Genomic DNA, 23,020 nt, shown 5'->3' on the forward strand with positions numbered 1-23,020 from the left:
TCATATATTTTTGTCTAAAAATACGGTTTAAATTTTAAAAATAAAGACTTGTTTAATCAAATTTAAGATAAAAAAAGCCTTTTCCCGAAAATTGAAAAAAGGCTGTGAAGTATTAAATATTGTTCTGATTTTTATTTTGCAATTAAAATTTTCTTAGAGAATAAAATTTTTCCCGAGTCTTCTGAGATATTTACGATGTAAGTACCTACAGCAAAATTTCTCAACTGAATCTGGTGATTCAGCACACCATCTTTTACTGAAAGATTAGATTTGAAAACAGATTTGCCTGAAACATCAAATAAAGTTATCTTGATATTTCCTTTGATATTTTTGTCGTTTACATTTATGGTGATTGTCTGATCTTCAACTTTTGTAGGGTAAACATCAATGTTTGCCATTATATTTGCCTGCATAACTTTTTCATTGGCAAAATATCGGCTCGCCAAATCATAAATATGAAGATTCTGTCCTCCGGAAAGTTGTTTTGCCTCAAGCGTATTTAAGCTGAATTCATACATAGGAGCACCTTTTGCACTTGCTACCACAATATTTCCTTTAGAATTTACCGCTGCGCCATTTACAGAATATGTTTCGGGTAATCCTGTGATTTTTCCTACAAATTTTGCAGTTAGTTCTTCTGTTGAAATTTTAAAGACATTTCCTGAAACAGAAAAGACATAGAAATTATTGTCGGCATCAGCAATCATATCTCCGCCAAAGCCTGTTTCCATTGCAGTAAAAGAATTTTTACCGTTAGATATATCATCTTTGATGATGCCAAGATCTTTTACTGTAAACTGACCGTTTTTTTTACTGATCTCAATAAACTGTGTTCCTGAATTGTTGATAGCATACATATTTCCGTTATATCCTGCTGTCATTCTTGTAATGTGAGAATTGATATCACAAGATGTCACTCTTGCAATATTATTTTCAACCAAGGTTATTTCTTTAGTTTTTTGGTTTAAAACGTAGATGTTTGAAGAAAACATCGGCATATAAACCAGATTATCTCCTGAAGAATCATACGCTAAAGCGGCAAGGTTTGTTGCCTGAGCGTTATGATAAGAATTTTTATCTTCCGAAACCGATGATTTTCTTGATTGTGAAATAATATTAGCAGATGAAGAAAATCCGAAAACAATTTCACCGGATGTTCCGTCTGTATTTATCGCACGGAAATCATTGAATTCAATTCTTGGAGAATCTTTACCGGTAAGTGCGAAAAAATCTTGTTGTGCATTCACTGCATTTCCAAGCAAGACTAAAAGAATAGGGAATAAATGTTTTTTCATAAGTTTATATATTTTATAATTAATCATTTTAGTATGACTAAGTTACATATTTTTTAGATTAGATGAAATAAACAGAAAAATTAATTGAAAATTTTTAAAAATCAATTAAACTGTATTTGATCTTCTGATATTTTTTTACTTTCATCAAAAATAAAAGCATCCAAATAATTGAATGCTTTTAAAAAAGTTATTTGATAAAGCCTCTGTTTCTTAATAAAGGTTTGATATCCGGATCGTGTCCTGTAAAATCTCTGAATGCCTGGTTAAGATCTACAGAATTTCCTACAGAAAGAATGTATTTTCTGAATCGGTCGCCATTTTCTCGGGTAAGTCCACCATTTTTTTCAATCCATTCCCATGCATCGCTGTCTAAAGTTTCAGACCATAAATAAGCATAATATCCTGCTGAATAACCACCGCCCCAAATGTGCGCAAAATATGGAGTATGATATCTTGGCGGAACAGTTGCTAAGGTAAAACCGTGTTTTACTAAAGATTGTTTTTCAAAATCCAGCACAGGCAGAAGCTGTGTTTCACTGGTTACAGAATGCCAATCCATATCCAGAGAAGCCGCAGAAACAAGTTCGGTTGTCATATATCCCTGATTAAAAGTTGAAGCTTTTTTAATTTTGTCAACTAAACTCTGAGGTATTGGCTTTTTTGTCTCGTAATGAAGCGCATAGTTTTTTAACACAACCGGGTCCAAAGCCCAGTGTTCGTTGATTTGTGAAGGAAATTCAACGAAATCTCTCGGTACATTTGTTCCTGAAAGAGATGGGTATTTTTGGCTCGCAAACATCCCGTGAATAGAGTGTCCGAATTCATGGAAAATGGTTTCTACATCATCAAAACTAATTAATGATGGTTTTCCTGTTGCAGGTTTCTGATAGTTGTAGCAGTTGACAATCACAGGTTTTGTTCCTAAAAGATAAGATTGTTCCACAAAATTGCTCATCCAAGCGCCCCCATTTTTAGAGTCTCTGGTATAAAAATCAAGATAATAAATTGCCAGAGATTTTCCATCATGGTCAAAAACTTCATAAGTTACTACATCGGGATGATAAACAGGGAGATCTGTTCTTTTTTTGAAGGTGAGCCCGTAAAACTTTTCAGCAGCAAAGAAAACACCTTTTTCGAGTACCGTTGTGATTTCAAAATAAGGTTTAATCTCGCTTTCGTCAAGATCAAATTTGGCTTTTCTTACCTGTTCAGCATAATAATTCCAATCCCAAGGCTGTAGTTTGAAGCCGCCTTTTTGCTGATCAATCAGATCCTGAATATCTTTAGATTCACGTTTTGCCGTTTCTACAGCAGGGATAGCCAGCTGATTCATTAGTTTCACTGCAGCATCTGGAGTTTTTGCCATCTGATCCTGAAGTTTCCATTCGGAAAAGCTTTTCTTACCTAAAACCTGCGCTTTTTTAAGTCTTAAAGCAGCTAGTTTTTCAATGGTTTCTCTTGTGTCATTCCCATCGTTTTTTTCTGCTCTTTCCCACGATGCTTTAAAAAGTTTTTCTCTTGTTGCTCTGTTATTGAGATTTTGCAGAAGAGGCTGTTGTGTCGTATTAAGTAATGTAAGAAGGTATTGTCCCGGTTTTCCTGCATTTTTTGCGTCATTTGCAGCAGCTGCAATTTCATCAGCTGAAAGTCCGTCAAGTTCTTTTACATCAGTGAAGAAAACCCCGCCCTGCTTTCTTGCTTCCAGTAATTTGTTGGAATACTGAGTAGAAAGAGAGGCAAGCTCCTGGTTGATTTGTTTTAGTTTCTCTTTGTCGGCTGCAGAAAGATTTGCACCTGCAATTTCAAAATTTTGCTTGTAATATTGAAGCAGCCTTTTACTTTCCGAATCTAAACCATTTTCTGAAATTGATTTTATTCTTTGATAAAGATTTTCATTCAGGTACATTTTGTCAGAATGAGCCGCAAAAATTGGAGCATATTCTTCGTCTAAAGCTTGTAAAGCAGGATTGGTGTTTGCACTTGTAAGGTTTGAGAAAACAATCACGGCTCTTTTTAAAACTTCGCCGCTTTTTTCAAGAGCTACAAGCGTATTTTCGAAGGTTGCTTTTTCGGGATTATTAGCAATCTTCAAAATGTCCGCATCATGTTGTTTTAAACCAAATTCAAAAGCGGGTTTGAAATGTTCATCTTTAATTTTGTCAAACTCCGGAGCTTCGTATTGAAGTTTGCTTTTCTTCATTAAAGGGTTTGAGGAAAGCGAAGCGTCAGGAACAGGAATTTCTTTTTGAGTGTCGGGTGTTTTCATTGTGGTGCATGAATAATTAAATGCTAAAACAGAAATTAGCAGTGCTGAGGAAATGTTTTTTATATACATCTACTTTATTTTTTGAATAATATATGAAATCAAGAAACTTTTAATTAGCATTTTGCTGCCAATTGTAACAGATTTCATATTTTAGTTGTTATTAAAGTATAAAGATATTAAAAACTAAACTTTTAAACATCATATCATGAAATGTAGTGCAATTTTACTTTTTTCAGGGCTTGTTTTGATGGCTTCCTGTAATAAAAATGATAACAGGGAACAAAAAAATAACTGGCTTCCTGATATTACCAATTCTGATCATGGACCTTTAAAGCAAAAAGAATTTGCCGGAGATTTCGATGAAATTGAAGTTTCTCAGGCAATTGAAGCTGAAGTTATAAAGTCTGATGTGGAAAAAGTAGTTATTTCTGCTCCTGCAAATATTATTGACGAAGTTTTGGTTGATAATGATGGAACTGAACTCCATATTCACTATAAAAGAGGATTCCGTGTGATAAACAGTACAAAAGTAAAAGCTAAAATTTACACAAAAGATTTCATAAAACTTGTTGCTAATTCAGCGGCTGATATTGTGGTTAAAGATCAGTTTACTCAGGATAAAACAGACTTGGAAGTCTCAAGTTCAGGACAAATATCAGGAAAACTGGAGGCCAACGAATTGACAATTGATGCTGCAAGCAGCGGCAGTTTCACAGGAAAGATATGGGCAGTAAACCTTTCTGTTGAAGCGTCTTCTGCAGGAACTGTCGAGATGTCGGGGAAAGCTAAATCTGCAGAGCTGAAGGCATCTTCAGGAAGTGATATTTCGGCAAAAGAAATGACTGCAGATCTTGTAAAGGCAGAATCTTCCAGCGGCGCAAGCATAGAAGTCGGAGTGGTCTCGAAATTTGAAGGTCACGCTTCCTCGGGTGGAAGTGTAAACGGTATTAAAAAAGGAAATGTTACGACAATTGCTAAAGAAGAAAGCAGTGGTGGAAGTGTAAGTTTACAGTAATTTAATGATGATTATCAGTTTCTTCGTCTTCTGAAGCTAATGTTTCCCAATCTTTGCGGTCAAAATTCAGATTATCAAAAGCCAATAAATCCTCCTCAATCTGGAGGATTTCTTTTGTGGTAAAAATATGCATTTCTTCATCTTTATCCGTTTTTGCTAATCTCCGTACCGATGCTTTGTCAATAGCCATAAATCTTTGCCCTAATCTTCTTGCGGCATATTTTCTCATTCCCGTTTCGTGCAGTACATCTACTGCCATATCTACCGCAGTTCCTAAAGTTTCGCGGTAAATATTTTCTATTCCATTATCAAGATAGTCATATGCATCAATCCTATTTTTGGCACGAACGAATATTTTTACATTAGGATATTGCTCTCTTACTACATCTGCGACAAATTTATTCATTTCGGGGTCATCCAGACACAACACCAGAATCTTTGCATCTTCAATTCCTGCAGCTCTCAAAACAGGAAGATGGGTTGCGTCACCATAATATACTTTAAAACCATAACTTCTGAGCATTTTTACACGATCTGAATCTCTGTCTAGAACTGTTGCTGTTACTTTGTTTGCTTTGAGGAGTCTTCCTACAGTGCTTCCAAAATGTCCGAAACCTACGATGATAATTTTCTTTTGGTCAATGTTTTTCTCAAGAATATTAAAGTCAGAATCAGAGTCGGGGATTTCTTTGATAAATCTTGGAGTGATGATTTTATCATTAATGATTAAAAGTATGGGGGTAATACACATCGTAATTGCCGATACAGCCATTAGCTGAGCATTAAGCTCTGCTCCGAAAAGATAAAGATCAGAAGCGTAATTGATGAGTACAAAAGCAAATTCTCCTACCTGTGAAAGTGCAAACGCATAAAATAAAGTCTGTGGATTATCAAGCTTAAAAAATTTACCAATTGCAAACAATACCAGAAATTTTACAGCAAGAACTACAAAAACAGTACTGAAAATAAAGGCTGCATCATGCTGAATGACATTGAAATTCATCGTAGAACCCACACTTACAAAAAATACGGCAAGCAATAAACCTTTAAACGGATTAATCTGCGCTTCAAGCTCATGACGGAATTCACTGTTTGCCAGCATCACGCCTGCCAAGAAAGCTCCTAAAGCCGGAGAAATGCCGATGGCAACCATCAACTCTGAAACTCCGATAACGAGAAAAAGTGATGAAGCGGTGAGAAGCTCAGTCATTCCCGCTTTCGAAACATATCTTAAAAACGGAACAAAAACGTATCTTCCTAATAAAATTAAAATGATAACCCCAAAAATTACCGTACCTGCCTGAAGCCATTCCGGGAGTTTCTGAATGAGAATCTGTACTTCATTGTCCTGATGTCTTGCTTTATAATTAGCAATTACAGGCAAAATTGCCAAAATGGGAATCACAGCAATATCCTGAAATAGCAGAGTGGAAAAAGATGCTTCACCTGCTGTGGTTTTCAGATTATTTTTCTCCTGTAAGGTCTGAAGTACAATTGCGGTGGAAGAAAGTGCAAAACACATAGCAATTGCAATAGATTTATCTACTTTCCAGCCTGCCCAGATAAAAATCAGAAAAAGTATAGAGATAGTTAATACCATCTGAGTAAGTCCCAAACCGATAATTTTTTTTCTCATCTCCCAGAATTTTCTGGGTTCTAATTCCAGCCCAACCAAAAAAAGCAGCATAATTACCCCAAATTCACTGGCGTGCATGATATCGTTCACATCATTTCCTGTCAGTTTCAAAACATAGGGACCAATGATGATGCCGCCTAAAATATATCCGATGACCGAGCTTAAACCCAATTTCCTTGCAAGCGGAACCATAATGATGGCTACACCTAAGAATAAAAGGGTGTTCATCGCTAAAGTGTTTTCCATATTATTGATTCAGGGTTGCTACAAATTTCTTTTTCTGTAAAATGATTTCTTTTTTTGATAATTTATTGGCTTCGTAAACGATCGTTATGTCTTTTATATTGGCTTTAAAAACATTCAGTGATACAATAAGTCCGCTGATGATTTCGTCAATTGTATATTTGTATGTACCCTCTTTGGAGAAGGATCTTTCTTTGCCTCCGGTGGTAACCACAATATAAACTTCTTTATTTTCTAACGGATTAACTTCGCCCTCATTCAGCCAGTTACGGTCAAAAACTTCGTCAATCCATAACTTCAGTAAAGGTGGAACTCCGAACCAGATGATCGGAAACTGAAAAATAAAACGATCATAACTTTGAAGCCTTTTTCTTTCTCTGAAAGCGGCAATATGAAAGTCGGGGTATTCTTCATATAGATCTCTAAGGGTAAAATGCTGATGACGAACATAGAAGTTGATGAGTTCTATGTTTGAATTGGAATGTTCAAGATAAGGATGAGCAAAAATAACCAGCGTTTTCTTCATACAACTCGTTTTTCGTAAATATAATGAAAAATGAATAAAATATGAATGGCAAAGGTAAGTTTAGTGAAAATTTTAATCAGAGAAAATAAAGCTGATGTAAATTTATTTTCCATGAGAGTAGGCTTGATTATTTTTTTCGTCTTTGAAATTTATATTTTCTAACTTCGGAATTATTGTAACAAAACTTCCTGTTATTTTTGTAAGGGAATAGTTTTTTTGGTATCGTAACGTATGGAGAGTGTATCATAAGGAGGGCTAACTATAAGCTCAATAATACCGCCGCCAAACTCATCTTTTAATTTCATCTGAAAGTGCTTTATAATCTTTGGAATATTACCAAATGGTGACTTTTCAAATTCACTGATTTCTTTTGCATATGGTTTTAAAGAAGTTTTTAAATTCTCGAATTCTTTATATTTATCCTGAGAATTACTAAATTTAATTATTTGCGTAGCACTATAATTTCGACCATTAGGTATTAGTGATATAAAAACTTGATTTACTTCACTTGCGAAAAAAACATTTTTTGTTCCGCTGAATTCATATGCCGTAAAGGGTTTAAATTCTTTTGGGACATTTGTATATTTAGTTTCACTGAATTTCAAGTTCGGATTGTTCATGAGAGACGTATAGTCATCTTGCATTTGAGAATTGAAGAAAACCGAATTCAAAATAAGAATTTCTTTAGGCTTTTCGCAGGAAGCTATTGTCAAGAACAACACAATAAGAATAACAAAATTTTTATAATGCATAATCTGAATAACTTGATCTACCATCCTCCCGAAGCACCGCCTCCTCCAAAGCTTCCTCCTCCTCCGAAGCCTCCAAATCCGCCACCGCCACGAGAACTTCCGCCGCCAAAACCACCACCGCCAAAGCTTCCAGGAAAAGGAAAGAATCCTCCCGGATAATTTCTGCGTCCTCTTCGGCTGAGAATAATATCTCCGTCGTCATCATTTCCACCACCTCCTTTGCTCATAATGATGACAAGAATAATGAAAATGATAAATGCAATAATAATCAGTTTAGCTTCTCCTGAATTACCCTTATGATGTTTCTGTAAAGGTTTGAATTTTCCCTGAACAGCATCCATAATGGCAGATGTTCCACCATTAATACCGTCGTACCATTTTCCTTTTTTAAATTGTGGCGTTACAATATAATCTAAAATCTGCCCGGCAACAGAAGCGGTAAGATATTGCTCAACGGCTCTTCCCTGTTGGATAGACATGGTTCGGTCTTCTTTTGCAATCAGAAAAACCACTCCATTATCTACATCTTTTTGTCCGATTCCCCATTTTTCGCCGAAAGTTGCCGCAAGAAAATTAATATCTTCTCCTTTTGTAGAAGGTATAATGATAACTTCAATTTCTGTGGATGTAGAATCTGCAAACTGAATGAGCTTGTTGTTTAATGCATCTTTTTCCTGTTGGGTAAGAAGGTTGGCTTCATCATATACAGGATACAAAACGGCAGGTTTTTCCGGAATTGTATACTGTGCTGAAATAACATTAAAACAGCTGGCAATTATGAAAATAAAAAATATTTTAAGAGAATGTAATCTCATCGGGTAGTTCGTTATGATTTTTTCCGTTAATTGGAAAATGCTTTTTCAGTTCGATTCCGGTTTCCAGAATAGCACTTTTCAAAGCCTGATAAAAATGTCCTTTTGCAAATTCGGAAGTGATGTAGTCGTGAAGATGATCCCAGAAAGACTGATGTACTTTTTCGTGAATTCCAGTATCACCAATAATTGTGAGATATTTCTGCTCAAAATTGACATGAAAAAGGACTGCATTTTTTTCTGCAGTTTTGTCTTTACAGAGTTCTTTGAAAACTTCAAAAGCCGCTTCTGCAATTTTGTCATCAGTTGTAGAGTCTATGTGTACGCGGATTTCTCCGGTAGAAAGACTTTCTGCCGATTGAATAGCTTCCACAAGGGAAGCTATTTGATGGTCTGTTAAAAAGCGATTCATTATTCAGTAAATACGCTTGGTGCATTTTCAGCTCCTGCCTGTGCTTTAAATAGCGGTTTTTCTTTAAAATTGGTAAAGTTTGCCAAAATATTATTAGGGAACTGTTTGATTAAAATATTATAATCTCTTGCAGCATCGTTATAGTTTACTGTTTCCATTCTGATGCTGTTTTCAATCGCAATATATTCTCTCTGGAAATTGACGTACTGCTGGTCTGCTTTTAGATTAGGATAAGATTCTACCACCGCCATCAATCTGCTCAGAGCTCCTGTTAATTCGCCTTGTGCTGCCTGAAATTTTGCCATGTCTTCTTCTGTAAGATTAGATGGATTGATGTTAATTGAAGTTGCCTTTGAACGGGCTTCAATCACTTTTGTTAAAGTTTCCTGCTCAAATTTGGTGTAAGATTTTACAGTTCTTTCAAGATTAGGAATGAGGTTGGCTCTTTTTTGATATACGGTTTGTACATTAGACCACTTTGCATCTACAGTTTGCTCCTGAGCTACAAAATTGTTGTAACCGCTTTTACCCCAGAAAAATAGTATTCCGACAATAATAAGTAATGCAATGCCGATAGTTCCGGCGCTGAAACAGCCTTTGTTTTTCATGTTTGAATTTTTAATTTAATTTTTTAATGTTTTTTGTGCTACTCAAATATACAAATTAAGTGCTAATTTTGCATAAAATTTAATAAATGACAACAATTGTGGTTGCAATGGGAGAAAATAATGAGATTGGTTCTGATAATCAATTGTTATGGCATCTTCCTAAAGATTTAAAACATTTTAAAGAAATTACTTCCGGGCATCCCGTAATTATGGGTAGAAAAACGTACGAAAGTATCGGAAAACCTCTTCCTAACCGTACCAACATTGTTGTTTCCAGAAAAAAAGACTGGTTTGAAGAAGGAATTCTGATTGTAGGAAGTATCAAAGAGGCTGTAAAGTTTGCAAAAAAAATAGATGAAGAGATTTTTATCATTGGTGGTGGTACTATTTATGAACAAACAATGGAAATTGTTGATAAACTGGAAGTAACTCTGGTAAAAGCAACACTTGATGCGGATACGTATTTCCCTGAAATTGATTCTAAAACCTGGAAGAAAACCGGTGAGGTATGCTATGAAAAAGATGAAAAAAATCAATATGATTTCTGTTTTCAGACATTCGAAAAATTTTAAAAAAATAGTTGTAGGAATTCTAGCGCTTAACTTCTAGCTTCTAACCTTTAAATGTTTTATCTTTGCACTTCTAAAATTTAATCATGAATAAAAATATAAAAATCATAGTGGCAGCACTTCTTATTTTGGGAGGTATTTACATGATGTTTTTTACCAGAAATTTGGGATGGGGAATTGTTATTTTTCTTCTTTCTGCCTTGCCGATTTTCTTATTTTTCAAAAATGAAAATATATTGCTTGCTTTCTGGCAGTTGAGAAAGCAGAATATGGAAAAGGCTTCAAAATTTTTAAATAATATTAAAAACTACAGAACAGAGCTTCATAAAAACCAGTACGGATATTATCATTATCTGCAAGGTTTAATCTTGGCACAGGATCATCCGACCAAAGTAGAACCTTTGATGAAAAAAGCTTTAGATTATGGCCTGAATATGAAACACGATCGTGCGATGGCTACCTTGAACCTTGCAGCGGGCGCAATCTCTAAAGGAAGGAGACAGGAAGGGCAAAAGCTTTTGGAAGAAGCTAAAAGGCTGGATTCTGCGGGAATGATGACCGATCAGATCAAAATGCTGAAAGATCAGCTAAAAATGCCGACCATGCAGAAGCATATGCACAATCCTAATATGAGGAATAGAGGAAAATTCTTTTAATACAATCTCAAAAATAAACAATGGCAGAAATATTTCTGCCATTGTTTATTTACTGTTTTACCACCTTTACTGTTTTTGAAGAGCCGTCTTTGTAACTAATTTTCGCTAAATAATTTCCTGTTGTTAATCTTGATAAATTAATAGAAACATCCTTGCTGTCAAATTTCTGACTTAAAATATTTTGTCCGGATAAATTGTAAAAATCTACCGAAGCAATACTCTGGCTACCCGAAATATTAAAAATATCTCTTACAGGATTAGGGTAGTACTTTACAGATGTTTTACCGTCAATCTCTACAGTGCTTAAATTGCCAAAAACCAACCTGATGTTTGTTCGGTTGGGTGTAGTATTCATTGTTCTGGTTTCATTCCATGCATTAGAGATGCTGTAATAATAAGATGACTTATCCGCAACATTTGAGTAAGCATAATTTGGTGGCGAAAGAGTATAATCTCCCGAAGCATGTACTACCAAAACCACGAGATTTTTTGTAGAATCATTATACTGAAAAGGAGTTGTAAGTGTGATATTCTGCCATCCTACAACATCATTATTCACATTTCCGGTATACACGAGGGTGTAACCTGTTGTGCTTGTAGGCGTAGAAACAGCAGTTTGGGTCGACATTTTCATGTAGATAGAAACATTTCCTGTTGGCGTTGCATAGGCATTGCTTACGATATTCCATCCTACAGAATTGATGGTTCCTGTAGTTCCAATCTCTGATGCGTCATAAATTGTTTCGCTCGCTCCATGTTCAAACAGTCTTGTGATAGGAGAGTAGTACCAATTTGAGGTGCCGCTTCCAATCGTGACTTGTTGTTGTGCATTTAACGGAATAAAACTGATTAATCCGAATAACAAAAAGTAAAAAAAAGTAGAATTTCTCATATAATTGATAATTTATTAACCATAAATTTAGTAAAAATTATCAAAATAACAATTTTCTTTGAGTTGTTACATTTCTGAGTTTTGCTCGTATCCGTAAAATTTAGGCATTTGCCAATGATATTTTACAGCCAGTGTTCTTACCGAAACAATAAGAAGAATAGTGAAAATTTGTATGAATGTATAAGAAAGACTGGTAAAATTTGTAAGCAGTAAAAAACCTGATCCGCCAATAATACATGCGCTTGCATAAATTTCTTTTCTAAAAATTAAAGGAATTCTATTCAGCAAAATATCACGGATAATTCCACCAAAACAGCCGGTAATTGTTCCTAAAGCAATGCAGATTAATGGATGAATTTCTGCATTAAGCCCTTTCTGAACACCAATAATGGTAAACAATCCTAAACCGAAACTGTCGAAAATAAATAAAGTTACTTTAAAATTCTTTTCAATAGATTTGAAGACCATGGCAAAGATGCTGGTTGCCAAAATCAATCCGCACATCAATAGATCATGCATCCAAAAAACAGGAATGCCAAGCAGTAAATCTCTTACTGTTCCTCCACCCACTGAAGTCACAAAAGCAATGATCAAAACTCCAAAAGGATCAAGTCTTTTCTGCATCGCAGCAAAGCTTCCCGACATCGCAAAAGAGATCGTTCCGAGAATTTCTATGATAAGGTTGAAGTTTTCGTGCATTCTATGATTGGTGCTGATAAATGACAAATAGATTAAATTTCATTTATTTTAATCTTAATTATTACTTATCTATTATTTATTTTTCAATTCTCACCGCTTCAGGAACCAGAAGTTCATACTCTCCTTTATGATTGATGATTTCTCTTACGATGCTGCTGCTGATAAAAGATTTTCCTGATGAAGTCAAAAGAAAAACGGTTTCCAGTTTTTTATGAGCCAGCGTTCTGTTGGTATGAGCAATAGCTTTTTCAAACTCGAAATCGGCAGGATTTCTGAGTCCGCGGAGAATATACTGAGCATTTTTTTCAAAACAATAATCAACAGTAAGTGCTTCAAAAAAATCGACTTCCACATTGGGGAATTCAGCTACGGAATTCCGGATAAATTCCATTCTTTTTTCCAGAGGAAACATGTATTTCTTCTGAGAATTTTGCCCGATAGCTATAATTAATTTATCAAAAAGAGGAGCAGCTCTTTCAATAATGTCGTAATGTCCTAATGTAATTGGGTCAAAAGATCCCGGAAAAACGGCAATTTTCATGCGTAAGAATTTTATTTTTTTGTGTTTGGTGTCGTCTTTAGTTTATACTGATAGGGTAGTTTTGCATAACTTCTAACTTCTAACTTCTAACTTCTAACTTCTAACTTTATTCAAAGCCTTCTCAACTTCGTTGCCACAAAGATCTTTAATGGAAATTCCATAATGTTTTGCCTGTTGCGGAAGAATGCTTGCCGGAGAAAATCCAGGGTTGGTATTCATTTCCAGCATATAAGGAATTCCGTCCATCAAAATAAATTCGCTTCTGGAAAACCCACTCATTCCTAGGGAATTGTAAGCCTTTTTGGCGATTTCCTCCACACGGATTCTGGTTGCATCATCTATTCTTGCAGGGGTAATTTCTTCTGAAGCACCTTCGTATTTGGCTTCGTAATCAAAAAACTCGTTTTTAGGAACAATTTCGGTAATTCCAAGTACAATAGTTTCTCCTTTAAAATCAATAACTCCTACCGAAACTTCCATTCCGTTCAGAAAACTTTCAATTAAAATTTCATTATCTTCTTTAAAGGCAATTTCTGTGGCGGCAATAAGCTCAGATTTTTCTTTAACCTTTGAAATTCCCAAGGAAGAACCGGATTGATTAGGTTTGACGAAAACAGGAAGTCCCAGATTTTCTATAATCTCATCCATATTAATTTCTTCACCTTTTCTCAGGTAAATACTTTTTGCAGCAGGAATTCCGTATTTTGAAAGCACTGCTAATGTATCTTTTTTATTAAAAGTTAAAGCACTCTGATAAAAATCACAACCTGTATATTTTTGTCCAATGGCATCCCAATAAGCCTGAAGAATTCCGTTTTCTCCAGGAGTTCCGTGGATGATATTAAAGCAGACGTCAAATTTCAGGGTTTCGTTATCTGTATTTACAGAAAAATCACCTTTGTTAATGGTTGTTTTTTCATCCTTTTCATTCAAATAATACCATTCATCTTTCAGTATAATTACTTTATAAACATTGTAAAGATCACGGTCTAATGAATCGTATATCAACTGCCCGCTTTTCAGAGAAACTTTGTATTCGTCAGAATAACCGCCCATCACTACGGCGACTTGCTTTTTGCTCATATCAAATTGTCAATAAAGGCAAAATTAAGCAAATTCTGTATGCTAGTATCTAATTTTTTTAATTTTAAATCTAAAATTCAAGATCGTAAAAACTCAGAACATTCCTTTCATTTTTATTTAGATAAAATTAGTTCACATCAAAGACGTTTTTAAACAGATTCAGGTTTCACTACTAAAATATATTTCAGAATGCATTCGGTTTTGAGTATAAATTTAAAACATCAATAAATTTCTTTCCTGCTTTGTTCATTTTTAGTAAATTTGTCAACCTTTAAATTTTAAAAAATTAAATACTAAAAATAATATGAATCTTCACGAGTATCAATCAAAAGAGATTTTATCAAAGTATGGAGTAGCTATCCAACGTGGTTTCGTTGCAAACAACGTAGATGAAGCTGTAGCAGCTGCTGAAAAACTTACGGCTGAAACCGGAGCTCAGGGATGGGTTGTAAAAGCACAGATCCACGCAGGAGGTCGCGGAAAAGGCGGAGGTGTAAAGTTTTCTCCAAACATGGATAAGCTTAAAGAAAACGCTCAGAACATCATCGGAATGCAGTTGGTAACTCCACAAACTTCTGCTGAAGGTAAAAAAGTAAATTCTGTTTTGGTTGCAGAAGATGTATATTATCCAGGGGAAACTGAGACTAAAGAATTCTATGTTTCTATCCTTTTAGACAGAGCAGAAGGTAAAAATGTAATTGTGTATTCTACTGAAGGTGGGATGGATATTGAGCACGTTGCTGAGGTAACTCCTCATTTGATCCACAACGAATTGATTGATCCGGCTCTTGGTCTTCAAGGTTTCCAAGCTAGAAAAATTGCTTTCAATTTAGGTCTTGAAGGGAATGCTTTCAAAGAATTCACCAAGTTTATTTCTAATCTGTATGCTGCTTATACAGGTATTGATGCATCTCTTTTTGAGATCAACCCTGTTTTGAAGACATCTGATAACAAAATTATCGCTGTAGACGCTAAAGTAACTTTGGATGACAACTCATTATTCCGTCACAAAGATTTAGCTGAATTGAGAGATACAAGAGAAGAAGATCCTATGGATGTGGAAGCTGGTGAAGCTGGTCTTAACTTCGTGAAATTAGACGGTAATGTTGCTTGTATGGTAAACGGAGCTGGTCTTGCAATGGCTACAATGGATATCATCAAAGTATCCGGAGGTAACCCTGCAAACTTCCTAGACGTAGGTGGAACTGCAGATGCACAAAGAGTACAGACTGCTTTCGGAATTATCTTGAGAGATCCAAACGTAAAAGCAATCTTAATTAATATCTTCGGAGGTATCGTAAGATGTGACAGAGTTGCACAGGGAGTTGTAGATGCTTATAAAGCAATGGGAAGCCTTCCTGTTCCTTTGATCGTGAGATTGCAGGGAACGAATGCTGTTGAAGCTAAAAAATTAATTGACGAGTCTGGTCTTCCGGTTCACTCTGCAATTACTTTGGAAGAAGCTGCAAATAAAGTAAAAGAAGTTTTAGCTTAAGACTAAAATTTTAATGATAATCGAAACCGCTTCAGTTTTGAAGTGGTTTTTTTGTATATATGGTGATGTAATGGAATGCAGCTTTCTGAAGTAAAATTGTAATTCCAGTCAACACTCATTAAAAATGCTTATTTTTGCAAAAATTTTGGAGTATTATCCGGAATTAAATTTTTTAAAACTTCCCTATGGAATTGATACACAGAAACCTTGCAATCGGTATTCACGATGCTTTACAGGAAACTTTTTTTGAGAAAAACAAATATGCAGATAAAGTTATTGAAAGACTTTTAAAAGCCCACAAAAAATGGGGAAGTCAGGACAGAGCTGTCGTTTCTGAAATCTTCTATAATATTATCCGTTGGAAAAAACGTCTTGAATATTACATGGGGGAAGGTGTAAAGCCCAATAATGTTTACAAATTGATGCTGGCTTATCTTCTTTGGAGTAAAACCAACTACAAAAAATTTGAAGAATTTGATGGGATAAAAATAGCAGATATTCTTACCAAGCTTAAAAAAGGAACTGTTCCTACCAAAGCTATCGAACATTCTATCCCGGAGTGGCTTGCAGAAACGCTTGAAAAAGAATTGGGCACTAAATGGGAAAAAGAAATGTTGGCTCTTAATGAGCAGGCTCCCACTGTTTTAAGAGCAAATTCTCTGAAAACTACCACGAAAGAACTGATTTCTGATCTTGCCGATGAGAATGTAGTGTCTTATCCTGTCAGAAATTATCCTGATGCAGTACAGCTGGAAGAGAAAAAAAATGTTTTTCTTACCACTGCTTTTAAAGAAGGTTTGTTTGAAGTACAGGATGCCTCTTCACAAAAAATTGCCTACTTTTTAGACGTAAAAGAAGGACAGCGTGTAGTGGATGCCTGTGCCGGAGCGGGCGGGAAAACACTTCATTTAGCTGCGCTGATGGGAAATAAAGGGCAGATTATCGCTTTAGATATCTTTGAGTGGAAACTTGCCGAGCTTAAACGCCGGGCAAAAAGAGCGGGAGCACACAATATTGAGACCAGAGTAATCACAGATAATAAAGTGATTAAACGTCTTCATGAGAAAGCAGATCGCCTTTTGATTGATGCACCCTGTTCAGGATTGGGTGTTTTAAAAAGAAATCCCGACAGCAAGTGGAAAATAGATCAGGATTTTATAGATAGAATAAAAAAAGAACAACAGCAGATTATTCATGATTATTCTAAAATGCTGAAAGTGGGTGGGAAAATGGTGTATGCTACCTGCTCGGTTCTTCCTTCTGAGAATAACGAACAAGTAGCTGAATTTATCAGGAATAACTCTAACTTTAAACTTATAAAAGACGAAAAAGTAATGCCAAGCGAAGGATATGACGGCTTTTATATGGCTCTGATTGAGAGAATATCTTAAATTTTTTTGGCGAAAATTTTTAAAAAAATAAACTACTTTATCGTGTATGAAGTAGTTTATTGTTTCGTAATATGCGAACAATTCATCGTCAGCAGAATTTTTTGTTGAAGTAATTCGATTCAATAAAAACTTCAATATAAAATTATTATTTATCTTTGCCTTAATATTAAAGTATTTTAAAGTATGCTTAAATCACTTTTCAACTGGAAAGTTTTACTCAATTTAGTTCTTGCCATAGGTGTTTTTGTGGGATTGGTTTATCTCACTTTCCGTTGGCTGGAATATCACACCAATCATGGACAGGAAGTTCCTGTTCCTAATGTGATGAATAAATCAGTACACGATGCTGTAAAGATATTAGAAGATGCCGGACTTGATTACGAAGTTGACAGTGCTGCTTATAATCCTAAATACAGACCGCTTCAGGTTTTGAAAGTTTATCCTTCGCCTGGTTCCCGGGTAAAAGATGGAAGAGCAATTCAGCTGATGGTGAATCCTAAAAGTTGGGCTCCTGTTGCAATTCCGGATGTAATTAATAAATATTCCGGTTTGGCGTTTCAAAGGTTGGAACAGGTCGGGCTAAAGGTTTCCGATACCATCTATGAGCCAAGCATTCAGAAAGATGCTGTTCTCAGAATTTTATTTAAAGGAAATCCTATAAAACCGGGAACTAAAATCCCAAGATTCTCATTAGTAGATGTTGTCGTAGGTTCAGGTCCTTTAAGAAATATTTCTGTTCCTAATGTTGTTGGTTTAACTGTAAAAGAGGCAAAAATGGTTATCGCAAGAAACCTTTTTGAATTGGGATCGGTGAATCATGAAGATGCTGGTAATGATGATTCAGATATTGTGTATTATCAGGATCCTGCATCGGGAGATATTCGTGATCAGGGAATGCAGATTGATCTTTGGGCGAGTAAAAAAACTCCTGCTGAATTGCGCGGTAAAATTGATGAGCTTAATTCGATATACCGAATGAAAGTAGATACTACTTTGCCACCCATAAGGTATGAGGAAGTACCCTATGTTCATGAGCCCGTGTTTACAGAACCTGCTCCTATAGTTCCTCAGAAAAAAGAAATGCCTAAACAGGAACCTGCAAAATCTGGCACATCTGCTACAAAAACTCCGGCAGAAAAGCCTAAAGCTGATGCTACACCAGCTGCACAAACACAGGATAAGCCAAAAGCTAAAAAAGTAATAAATTAAGATATTTAAAATATAAATAATGGCTTCAACTGTAATAATGTTGAAGCTTTTTATATAAAGAAAACAATGACAGACGATAACGAAGATTTTTTGGACGAAGAATTTTTAGATTCTCATGCAACGGATCTTGATGAAGAAAATAAAGGTCTCTATGAGCACTTTAATATCACAGCCGATAATAAACAGGAGCTTCTGAGAATTGATAAATATCTTCTTATTTTCAGGCAAAATTCTTCAAGGAATAAAATTTCCCAAACCTGCCGTGCAGGAAATGTAGTCGTGAATGGTGTTCCTGTAAAGCAAAACTACAAGGTAAAGCCCGGTGATAAAATTTCTGTTTTGCTGGCTCATCCTCCACGTCAGAATGTCATTATTCCGCAGGATATTCCCATTAATATTGTATACGAGGACGATGATCTGGTAGTTGTGGATAAAGAAGCAGGGATGGTGGTGCACCCCGGATTTGGTAATTGGGATGGAACTCTGGTAAATGCTTTGGCTTTTCATTTTCAAAAAAAAGGTGAAAAATCTGATCTTGACAGAGTAGGACTGGTTCACAGAATTGATAAAGATACTTCCGGGCTTTTGGTAATTGCTAAAAATGAATATGCTTTAAGTTTTCTTGCCAAACAGTTTTTTGAGAGAAAAACCCGGAGATTATACTGGGCTTTTGTGTGGGGGAATGTACAGGAAGATGAGGGTACAATTACAGGGCATATTGGCAGACATCCGAAGAACAGGATGCAGATGCACACTTATGTTGACGGAAGTCAGGGGAAACACGCAGTTACCCATTATAAAGTTTTAGAACGCTTCAGATACATGACTTGGGTAGAGTGCAAGCTTGAAACAGGGAGGACACATCAGATCAGGGCTCATTTTAAACATATTGGTCACACCTTATTCAATGATGAAAGGTATGAAGGAAATATCGCTCTGAGAGGAGTTAATCTCCCAAAATACAAACAATTTATAAAGAATGTTTTTGAAATTTTACCAAGACATGCTTTGCATGCTCATACTCTTGGTTTTGTACACCCCACAACCAAAAAGGAATTGTATTTTGAGAGTCCTATGCCAAAAGATATGGCGGATGCCGTAAAAAAATGGAGAAATTATTTAGAAAACTAAAAATATATTGAGAATTTTTTTATATTTGTTGAATTGAAATCAAGATTTGTTATGAGAAAACTATATGCTATCGTATGTTTAGCTCTTTTGTCGAATGCATACAAAGCACAAGAATCATTACCATACTATCAGCAATATCTTTTGGATGGTGAGTTCCTGTTCAACCCTGCACAATACGGTAAAACGGACTATGTACAGCTTAATCTAAACTATCAACAGCAATTTTCAAAATTCAGCGAATCTCCTAACGTACAGTCAGTGGGGATCAACGCTAATATTTTTGACAGAGTTGGAGCGGGTATTTCCGTTTTTAGAGACAGCAATGGTCCTATTTCTGCAGGAGGTATCACAGCAGGAGCTTCTTACTTTATTCCACTAAGCAGTGAAGGAGAGAGAAAAGATCAGTTTTCTTTTGGTACAAGTGTTAATTTTTACAATATGAATTTTGATTATTCTAAAATTAATACAGAAGACGGTTATGATCCTTTACTACAGGGTAACGAAAGTAACATCTTCATGGTATATGCTAACTTCGGTTTAGCTGCTACGTACAGAGGAATCTTCGGTGGAGTATCGGTAAATGATATCGCTTTAAGTAACGACGAATCTATTGTAAATAATTATGAGCCTTCACCAATCAAATTCTTTTTAAATTTAGGGTACGACTGGAAGCTTGCAGATAATATCGCACTTACACCTTCTGTTTTGGTAAATTTGAATACCAACTCTACAAGAATGACAGATTTCAACCTGATGGCAACTTTCTCAAATGACATCAATGCATTCTCTATCGGAGCGAGCTACAGAGCTGTTCAGAACAGATTTGATAATCAGCAATTGAGTATTTCACCAATCGTAAAAGTTAGATTCAACAAATTCATGGTGGGAGCAACTTATAACCTTGGAATGTCTGATATCCAGACTTACGGTGGAAACAGCTTCATGATCGGTCTTGGCTACAATTTCGATAACTTTATCAATCATAGAGGATTTAGATACTAATATCAATTTAATTTGAATAAATTTGAGCTCTGAATTTTTTCGGAGCTTTTTTTATGATTTACATTCACATTCCCTTTTGCAAACAGAAATGCAGCTACTGCAATTTCCATTTTTCAACATCTTTACAGTTTAAAGATGAAATGATTGCTGCGATAAAGAATGAAATAAGGCTTCGAAAAGATGAACTCCAAAATAAAAGCCTGAAGTCACTGTATTTTGGAGGCGGAACCCCTTCAATTCTTTCAGCTGATGAAATTAATTCTTTAATTGATGAAGTTTTAAAATATTTCAACTTTGATAAAGATATAGAAGTAACACTGGAAGCAAATCCAGATGATTTAAACAAAAACTTCTTAAAAGCATTATCAGAATCACCGATAAATCGTTTTTCTATAGGAACTCAAAGTTTTTTTGAAGAAGATCTGAAACTTATGAACCGGGCTCATAGTGCTTCAGAAGCAGAGAGTTCAATCAAAAGAGCTCAGGATTTTGGATTTGAAAATTTGAGTATTGATTTGATTTATGGTTCACCAACTTCCAACTTAGAAATTTGGAAGCGAAATCTAAGCAAAACCCTCTCACTGGAAATTCCTCATATTTCTTCTTATGCCTTGACCGTAGAGCCCAAGACAGCTTTGGAAAACTGGGTTGCAAAAGGAAAAATTGCTACTCCAAAAGAGGAAGAGCAGAATCTCGAATTTTATTACATGAAAGATTTTCTGAAAGAAAATGGTTTTGAGCATTATGAAGTTTCCAACTTTGCCAAACCTGGTTTTCATTCAAAACATAATTCTGCGTATTGGAAGTATCAGGAATATCTTGGAATTGGTCCTTCGGCGCATTCATACAACGGAAACAATATCAGAAGCTGGAATATCGCCAATAATCAACAATATAGTAAAAAGCTAAATTCCGGTATTCTGGCTGTAGAAACTGAAACCCTTTCTCAGCAGGATCAGTTTAATGAAATGATCATGATCGGTCTTAGAACGACTTGGGGAGTAAATATCCATCATTTGAAACAAAAATTTTCTAATGATATATTATATCATTTTCATAAAGAAATTCAAGACAAATTAGCCGAAGGAGTTCTGAAAATTGAAGATGATCATCTTAAAATTCCTGAAAAGCATTGGTTTATGGCAGACGGAATTGCTTCGGATTTGTTTATCGTTTAGTCTGAAATCCTGAAACCCCAATCTGGAAAACGGTATTTGAAAAACTTGCGACATCCATCTTCCTGCATCCAACAAATTGTTTATTTTTGTATAAAATTTCAGTTCAGTTTTGAAAAATAAAAAGCCGGATTATTCGCATCTCTCACCTGATCAGCCTATCGGAATTTTCGACAGCGGAGTGGGAGGGCTTACTGTAGCCAAAGAAATCAGGAGATTACTCCCCAATGAAAATCTTATCTATTTTGGCGATACCAAACACCTGCCTTATGGTGAAAAGTCCAAAGAAGCAATTATAGGATATTCTACGAAAATTTCTAATTTCCTTTTAGAACAAAATTGCAAAGCGATAGTAATTGCCTGTAATACGGCTACAGCAAATGCTTTGAATGAAGTAATGGATTCTGTACAGGGAAAAGTTCCGGTGATTGACGTAATTAATCCGGTTGCTGAAAAAGTTTCGTACGAAATCCACAATAACGTAGGGGTGATTGCTACCAAAGCAACTGTAAATTCCGGACTTTACAAAAAATCAATACGGAAACACAACAAATTTATCAAAGTTGATGAGCTGGCAACTCCGCTTTTGGTTCCTGCTATTGAGGAAGGGTTTAAAAATCATCCCATCACTCATGCAATTATTTATAATTATCTCAGCAACAGCAAACTGAAAAATATTGAAACATTAATTTTAGGGTGTACACATTATCCCTTATTGATTGATGAAATCAAACAGTATTATGGCAATCGTGTCCGTGTTATAGATTCACCTAATATTGTTGCCAATCAGCTAAAGATTATTTTAGATAAATATCATTTGCTGAACGAAAACAATGCTAAGCCAACTTATCAGTTTTATCTTTCAGATATCACCAAAAATTTTGAAAAAATTTCTAAGAAGTTCTTTGGAAAAACAATAGATCTAGAACTTCGGGTATTATAAATAATAAAAGACTCATTTTCAGAGTCTTTTTTGCTTTATTCAAGTTGGATGTCTGTGCTTTCTTCAGGATTAGGTTCATAGAAACTGAAACTCACATTACCGTATTTTCTTGTAGATTTAAAATTCGGATGATCCAGTTTTAATCTGCTTTGGTGTTCTACAATCAGGATTCCGTTCGGTTTCAGGTATTTATTATTCAAAACTAACGAAATCAATTCCTGATATTTCTTTTCGTCCGTTTCAAAAGGAGCATCGGCAAAAACAATCTCATAAGATTTTTTATTACGGAATTTTTTGAGCCAGTCATACACATCTCCACGTTGGGTACTAATCTGTAAGCTCATATCTAATTCTGCCGCTGTAGAATTGATGAATGATGTATGTTTGGGATTCATTTCCACAGAGGTCACATCCTGACAACCTCTGGAAGCAAACTCCAAGCTTATAGAACCGATTCCTGCAAATAAATCAAGTACGGAAATCGACTGCATATCATACGTGTTTTCCAAAATACTGAATAATGCTTCTTTCGCAAAATCCGTTGTCGGTCTTACATCAAAGTGTTTTGGGGCGGCTATTTTTTTGGCTTTCCATCTGCCGGAGATTATTCTGTACATTTTTTAGATTTTAGAGGTTGGTAGCAGGTTGCAGTAGAACTAATTCTAAAAC

General features: G+C 35.4%; 23 protein-coding genes. 10 read left to right on the forward strand and 13 right to left on the reverse strand.

The genetic code is table 11. The annotated features are described in order from the left end of the window. Positions 1–131 precede the first annotated feature (131 nt). Together FOL89_RS14485 and FOL89_RS14490 are read right to left on the reverse strand one after the other, a co-directional pair. A complete protein-coding gene (locus tag FOL89_RS14485; RefSeq protein ID WP_144283511.1) occupies positions 132–1,295 on the reverse strand; it encodes a T9SS type A sorting domain-containing protein in 1,164 nt (387 codons plus the stop codon). A 187-nt stretch (positions 1,296–1,482) separates the two neighbouring features. After that, positions 1,483–3,624, reverse strand: coding sequence for a M3 family metallopeptidase (locus FOL89_RS14490; protein WP_144283554.1), 2,142 nt, complete (start codon positions 3,622–3,624; stop codon positions 1,483–1,485). Positions 3,625–3,766: 142 nt separating this feature from the next. Between FOL89_RS14490 and FOL89_RS14495 the strand changes: the two genes are divergently transcribed. Further along, positions 3,767–4,576: a head GIN domain-containing protein gene (locus FOL89_RS14495; RefSeq protein WP_144283512.1), complete on the forward strand. Its 810-nt coding sequence runs from the start codon at positions 3,767–3,769 to the stop codon at positions 4,574–4,576. 1 nt (position 4,577) lies between these two features. Here the strand turns inward: FOL89_RS14495 and FOL89_RS14500 are convergent, their stop codons facing one another. From FOL89_RS14500 to FOL89_RS14525, 6 genes are all read right to left on the reverse strand, one after another. Continuing rightward, a complete protein-coding gene (locus FOL89_RS14500; RefSeq protein WP_144283513.1) occupies positions 4,578–6,458 on the reverse strand; it encodes a monovalent cation:proton antiporter-2 (CPA2) family protein in 1,881 nt (626 codons plus the stop codon). A 1-nt stretch (position 6,459) separates the two neighbouring features. Continuing rightward, entirely contained in the window at positions 6,460–7,017 is a 558-nt protein-coding gene (locus FOL89_RS14505; protein ID WP_394344721.1) for an NAD(P)H-dependent oxidoreductase, read from the reverse strand. Positions 7,018–7,172: 155 nt separating this feature from the next. Further along, entirely contained in the window at positions 7,173–7,757 is a 585-nt protein-coding gene (locus tag FOL89_RS14510) for a hypothetical protein (RefSeq protein WP_144283515.1), read from the reverse strand. Next, positions 7,751–8,548 (reverse strand): TPM domain-containing protein, encoded by a 798-nt coding sequence (locus FOL89_RS14515; protein ID WP_144283516.1) that lies wholly within the window; start codon positions 8,546–8,548, stop codon positions 7,751–7,753. Before FOL89_RS14515 ends, FOL89_RS14510 begins: the two co-directional genes overlap by 7 nt. Then, entirely contained in the window at positions 8,529–8,960 is a 432-nt protein-coding gene (locus FOL89_RS14520; protein ID WP_144283517.1) for a TPM domain-containing protein, read from the reverse strand. The genes FOL89_RS14515 and FOL89_RS14520 overlap by 20 nt, the downstream gene beginning before the upstream one ends. Further along, positions 8,957–9,565 carry a LemA family protein gene (locus FOL89_RS14525; protein WP_144283518.1) on the reverse strand — a complete coding sequence of 203 codons (609 nt, stop codon included), beginning with the start codon at positions 9,563–9,565 and terminating at the stop codon, positions 8,957–8,959. Before FOL89_RS14525 ends, FOL89_RS14520 begins: the two co-directional genes overlap by 4 nt. Before the next feature lie 86 nt (positions 9,566–9,651). Here FOL89_RS14525 and FOL89_RS14530 point away from each other — a divergent pair, with 86 nt between their 5' ends. Together FOL89_RS14530 and FOL89_RS14535 are read left to right on the forward strand one after the other, a co-directional pair. Continuing rightward, positions 9,652–10,137 (forward strand): dihydrofolate reductase, encoded by a 486-nt coding sequence (locus FOL89_RS14530; RefSeq protein ID WP_144283519.1) that lies wholly within the window; start codon positions 9,652–9,654, stop codon positions 10,135–10,137. Positions 10,138–10,220: 83 nt separating this feature from the next. Beyond that, positions 10,221–10,790 carry a DUF2892 domain-containing protein gene (locus FOL89_RS14535; RefSeq protein ID WP_144283520.1) on the forward strand — a complete coding sequence of 190 codons (570 nt, stop codon included), beginning with the start codon at positions 10,221–10,223 and terminating at the stop codon, positions 10,788–10,790. Between the two features lie 49 nt (positions 10,791–10,839). Here FOL89_RS14535 and FOL89_RS14540 read toward each other — a convergent pair whose 3' ends face one another. From FOL89_RS14540 to FOL89_RS14555, 4 genes are all read right to left on the reverse strand, one after another. Beyond that, positions 10,840–11,682, reverse strand: coding sequence for a T9SS type A sorting domain-containing protein (locus FOL89_RS14540; RefSeq protein ID WP_144283521.1), 843 nt, complete (start codon positions 11,680–11,682; stop codon positions 10,840–10,842). 66 nt (positions 11,683–11,748) lie between these two features. Next, entirely contained in the window at positions 11,749–12,381 is a 633-nt protein-coding gene (locus FOL89_RS14545; RefSeq protein WP_144283555.1) for a trimeric intracellular cation channel family protein, read from the reverse strand. A 76-nt stretch (positions 12,382–12,457) separates the two neighbouring features. Next, on the reverse strand, positions 12,458–12,922 hold the full coding sequence (coaD, locus tag FOL89_RS14550) for a pantetheine-phosphate adenylyltransferase (RefSeq protein ID WP_144283522.1): 465 nt from the start codon (positions 12,920–12,922) through the stop codon (positions 12,458–12,460). A 93-nt stretch (positions 12,923–13,015) separates the two neighbouring features. Beyond that, on the reverse strand, positions 13,016–14,005 hold the full coding sequence (locus FOL89_RS14555) for a D-alanine--D-alanine ligase (RefSeq protein WP_144283523.1): 990 nt from the start codon (positions 14,003–14,005) through the stop codon (positions 13,016–13,018). A 304-nt stretch (positions 14,006–14,309) separates the two neighbouring features. Here FOL89_RS14555 and sucC point away from each other — a divergent pair, with 304 nt between their 5' ends. The 7 genes from sucC (at position 14,310) to murI (ending at position 22,351) form a co-directional block, all read left to right on the forward strand. After that, the gene (gene sucC / locus FOL89_RS14560; protein ID WP_144283524.1) at positions 14,310–15,500 is read left to right on the forward strand and encodes an ADP-forming succinate--CoA ligase subunit beta; all 1,191 of its coding nucleotides are present in this window, start codon (positions 14,310–14,312) and stop codon (positions 15,498–15,500) included. A gap of 185 nt (positions 15,501–15,685) precedes the next feature. Further along, on the forward strand, positions 15,686–16,891 hold the full coding sequence (locus FOL89_RS14565) for an RsmB/NOP family class I SAM-dependent RNA methyltransferase (protein WP_144283525.1): 1,206 nt from the start codon (positions 15,686–15,688) through the stop codon (positions 16,889–16,891). Positions 16,892–17,074: 183 nt separating this feature from the next. Beyond that, positions 17,075–18,100 (forward strand): PASTA domain-containing protein, encoded by a 1,026-nt coding sequence (locus FOL89_RS14570; protein ID WP_144283526.1) that lies wholly within the window; start codon positions 17,075–17,077, stop codon positions 18,098–18,100. Positions 18,101–18,166: 66 nt separating this feature from the next. Then, positions 18,167–19,231 carry an RluA family pseudouridine synthase gene (locus tag FOL89_RS14575; RefSeq protein WP_144283527.1) on the forward strand — a complete coding sequence of 355 codons (1,065 nt, stop codon included), beginning with the start codon at positions 18,167–18,169 and terminating at the stop codon, positions 19,229–19,231. A gap of 51 nt (positions 19,232–19,282) precedes the next feature. Further along, complete coding sequence (locus FOL89_RS14580) at positions 19,283–20,233, forward strand: PorP/SprF family type IX secretion system membrane protein (RefSeq protein WP_089745345.1); 951 nt, start codon at positions 19,283–19,285, stop codon at positions 20,231–20,233. A gap of 53 nt (positions 20,234–20,286) precedes the next feature. Continuing rightward, positions 20,287–21,411: a radical SAM family heme chaperone HemW gene (gene hemW, locus FOL89_RS14585; protein ID WP_144283528.1), complete on the forward strand. Its 1,125-nt coding sequence runs from the start codon at positions 20,287–20,289 to the stop codon at positions 21,409–21,411. 109 nt (positions 21,412–21,520) lie between these two features. Continuing rightward, positions 21,521–22,351, forward strand: a complete 831-nt coding sequence (murI, locus tag FOL89_RS14590; RefSeq protein WP_144283529.1) for a glutamate racemase — start codon at positions 21,521–21,523, stop codon at positions 22,349–22,351. Between the two features lie 35 nt (positions 22,352–22,386). On the opposite strand, the gene FOL89_RS14595 is transcribed toward murI, so the two are convergent. Continuing rightward, the gene (locus FOL89_RS14595) at positions 22,387–22,968 is read right to left on the reverse strand and encodes an RsmD family RNA methyltransferase (protein ID WP_144283530.1); all 582 of its coding nucleotides are present in this window, start codon (positions 22,966–22,968) and stop codon (positions 22,387–22,389) included. Positions 22,969–23,020 lie beyond the last annotated feature (52 nt).

The organism is Chryseobacterium echinoideorum (assembly GCF_007474535.1).
In the GTDB taxonomy this organism is placed as follows: Bacteria; Bacteroidota; Bacteroidia; order Flavobacteriales; family Weeksellaceae; genus Chryseobacterium; species Chryseobacterium echinoideorum.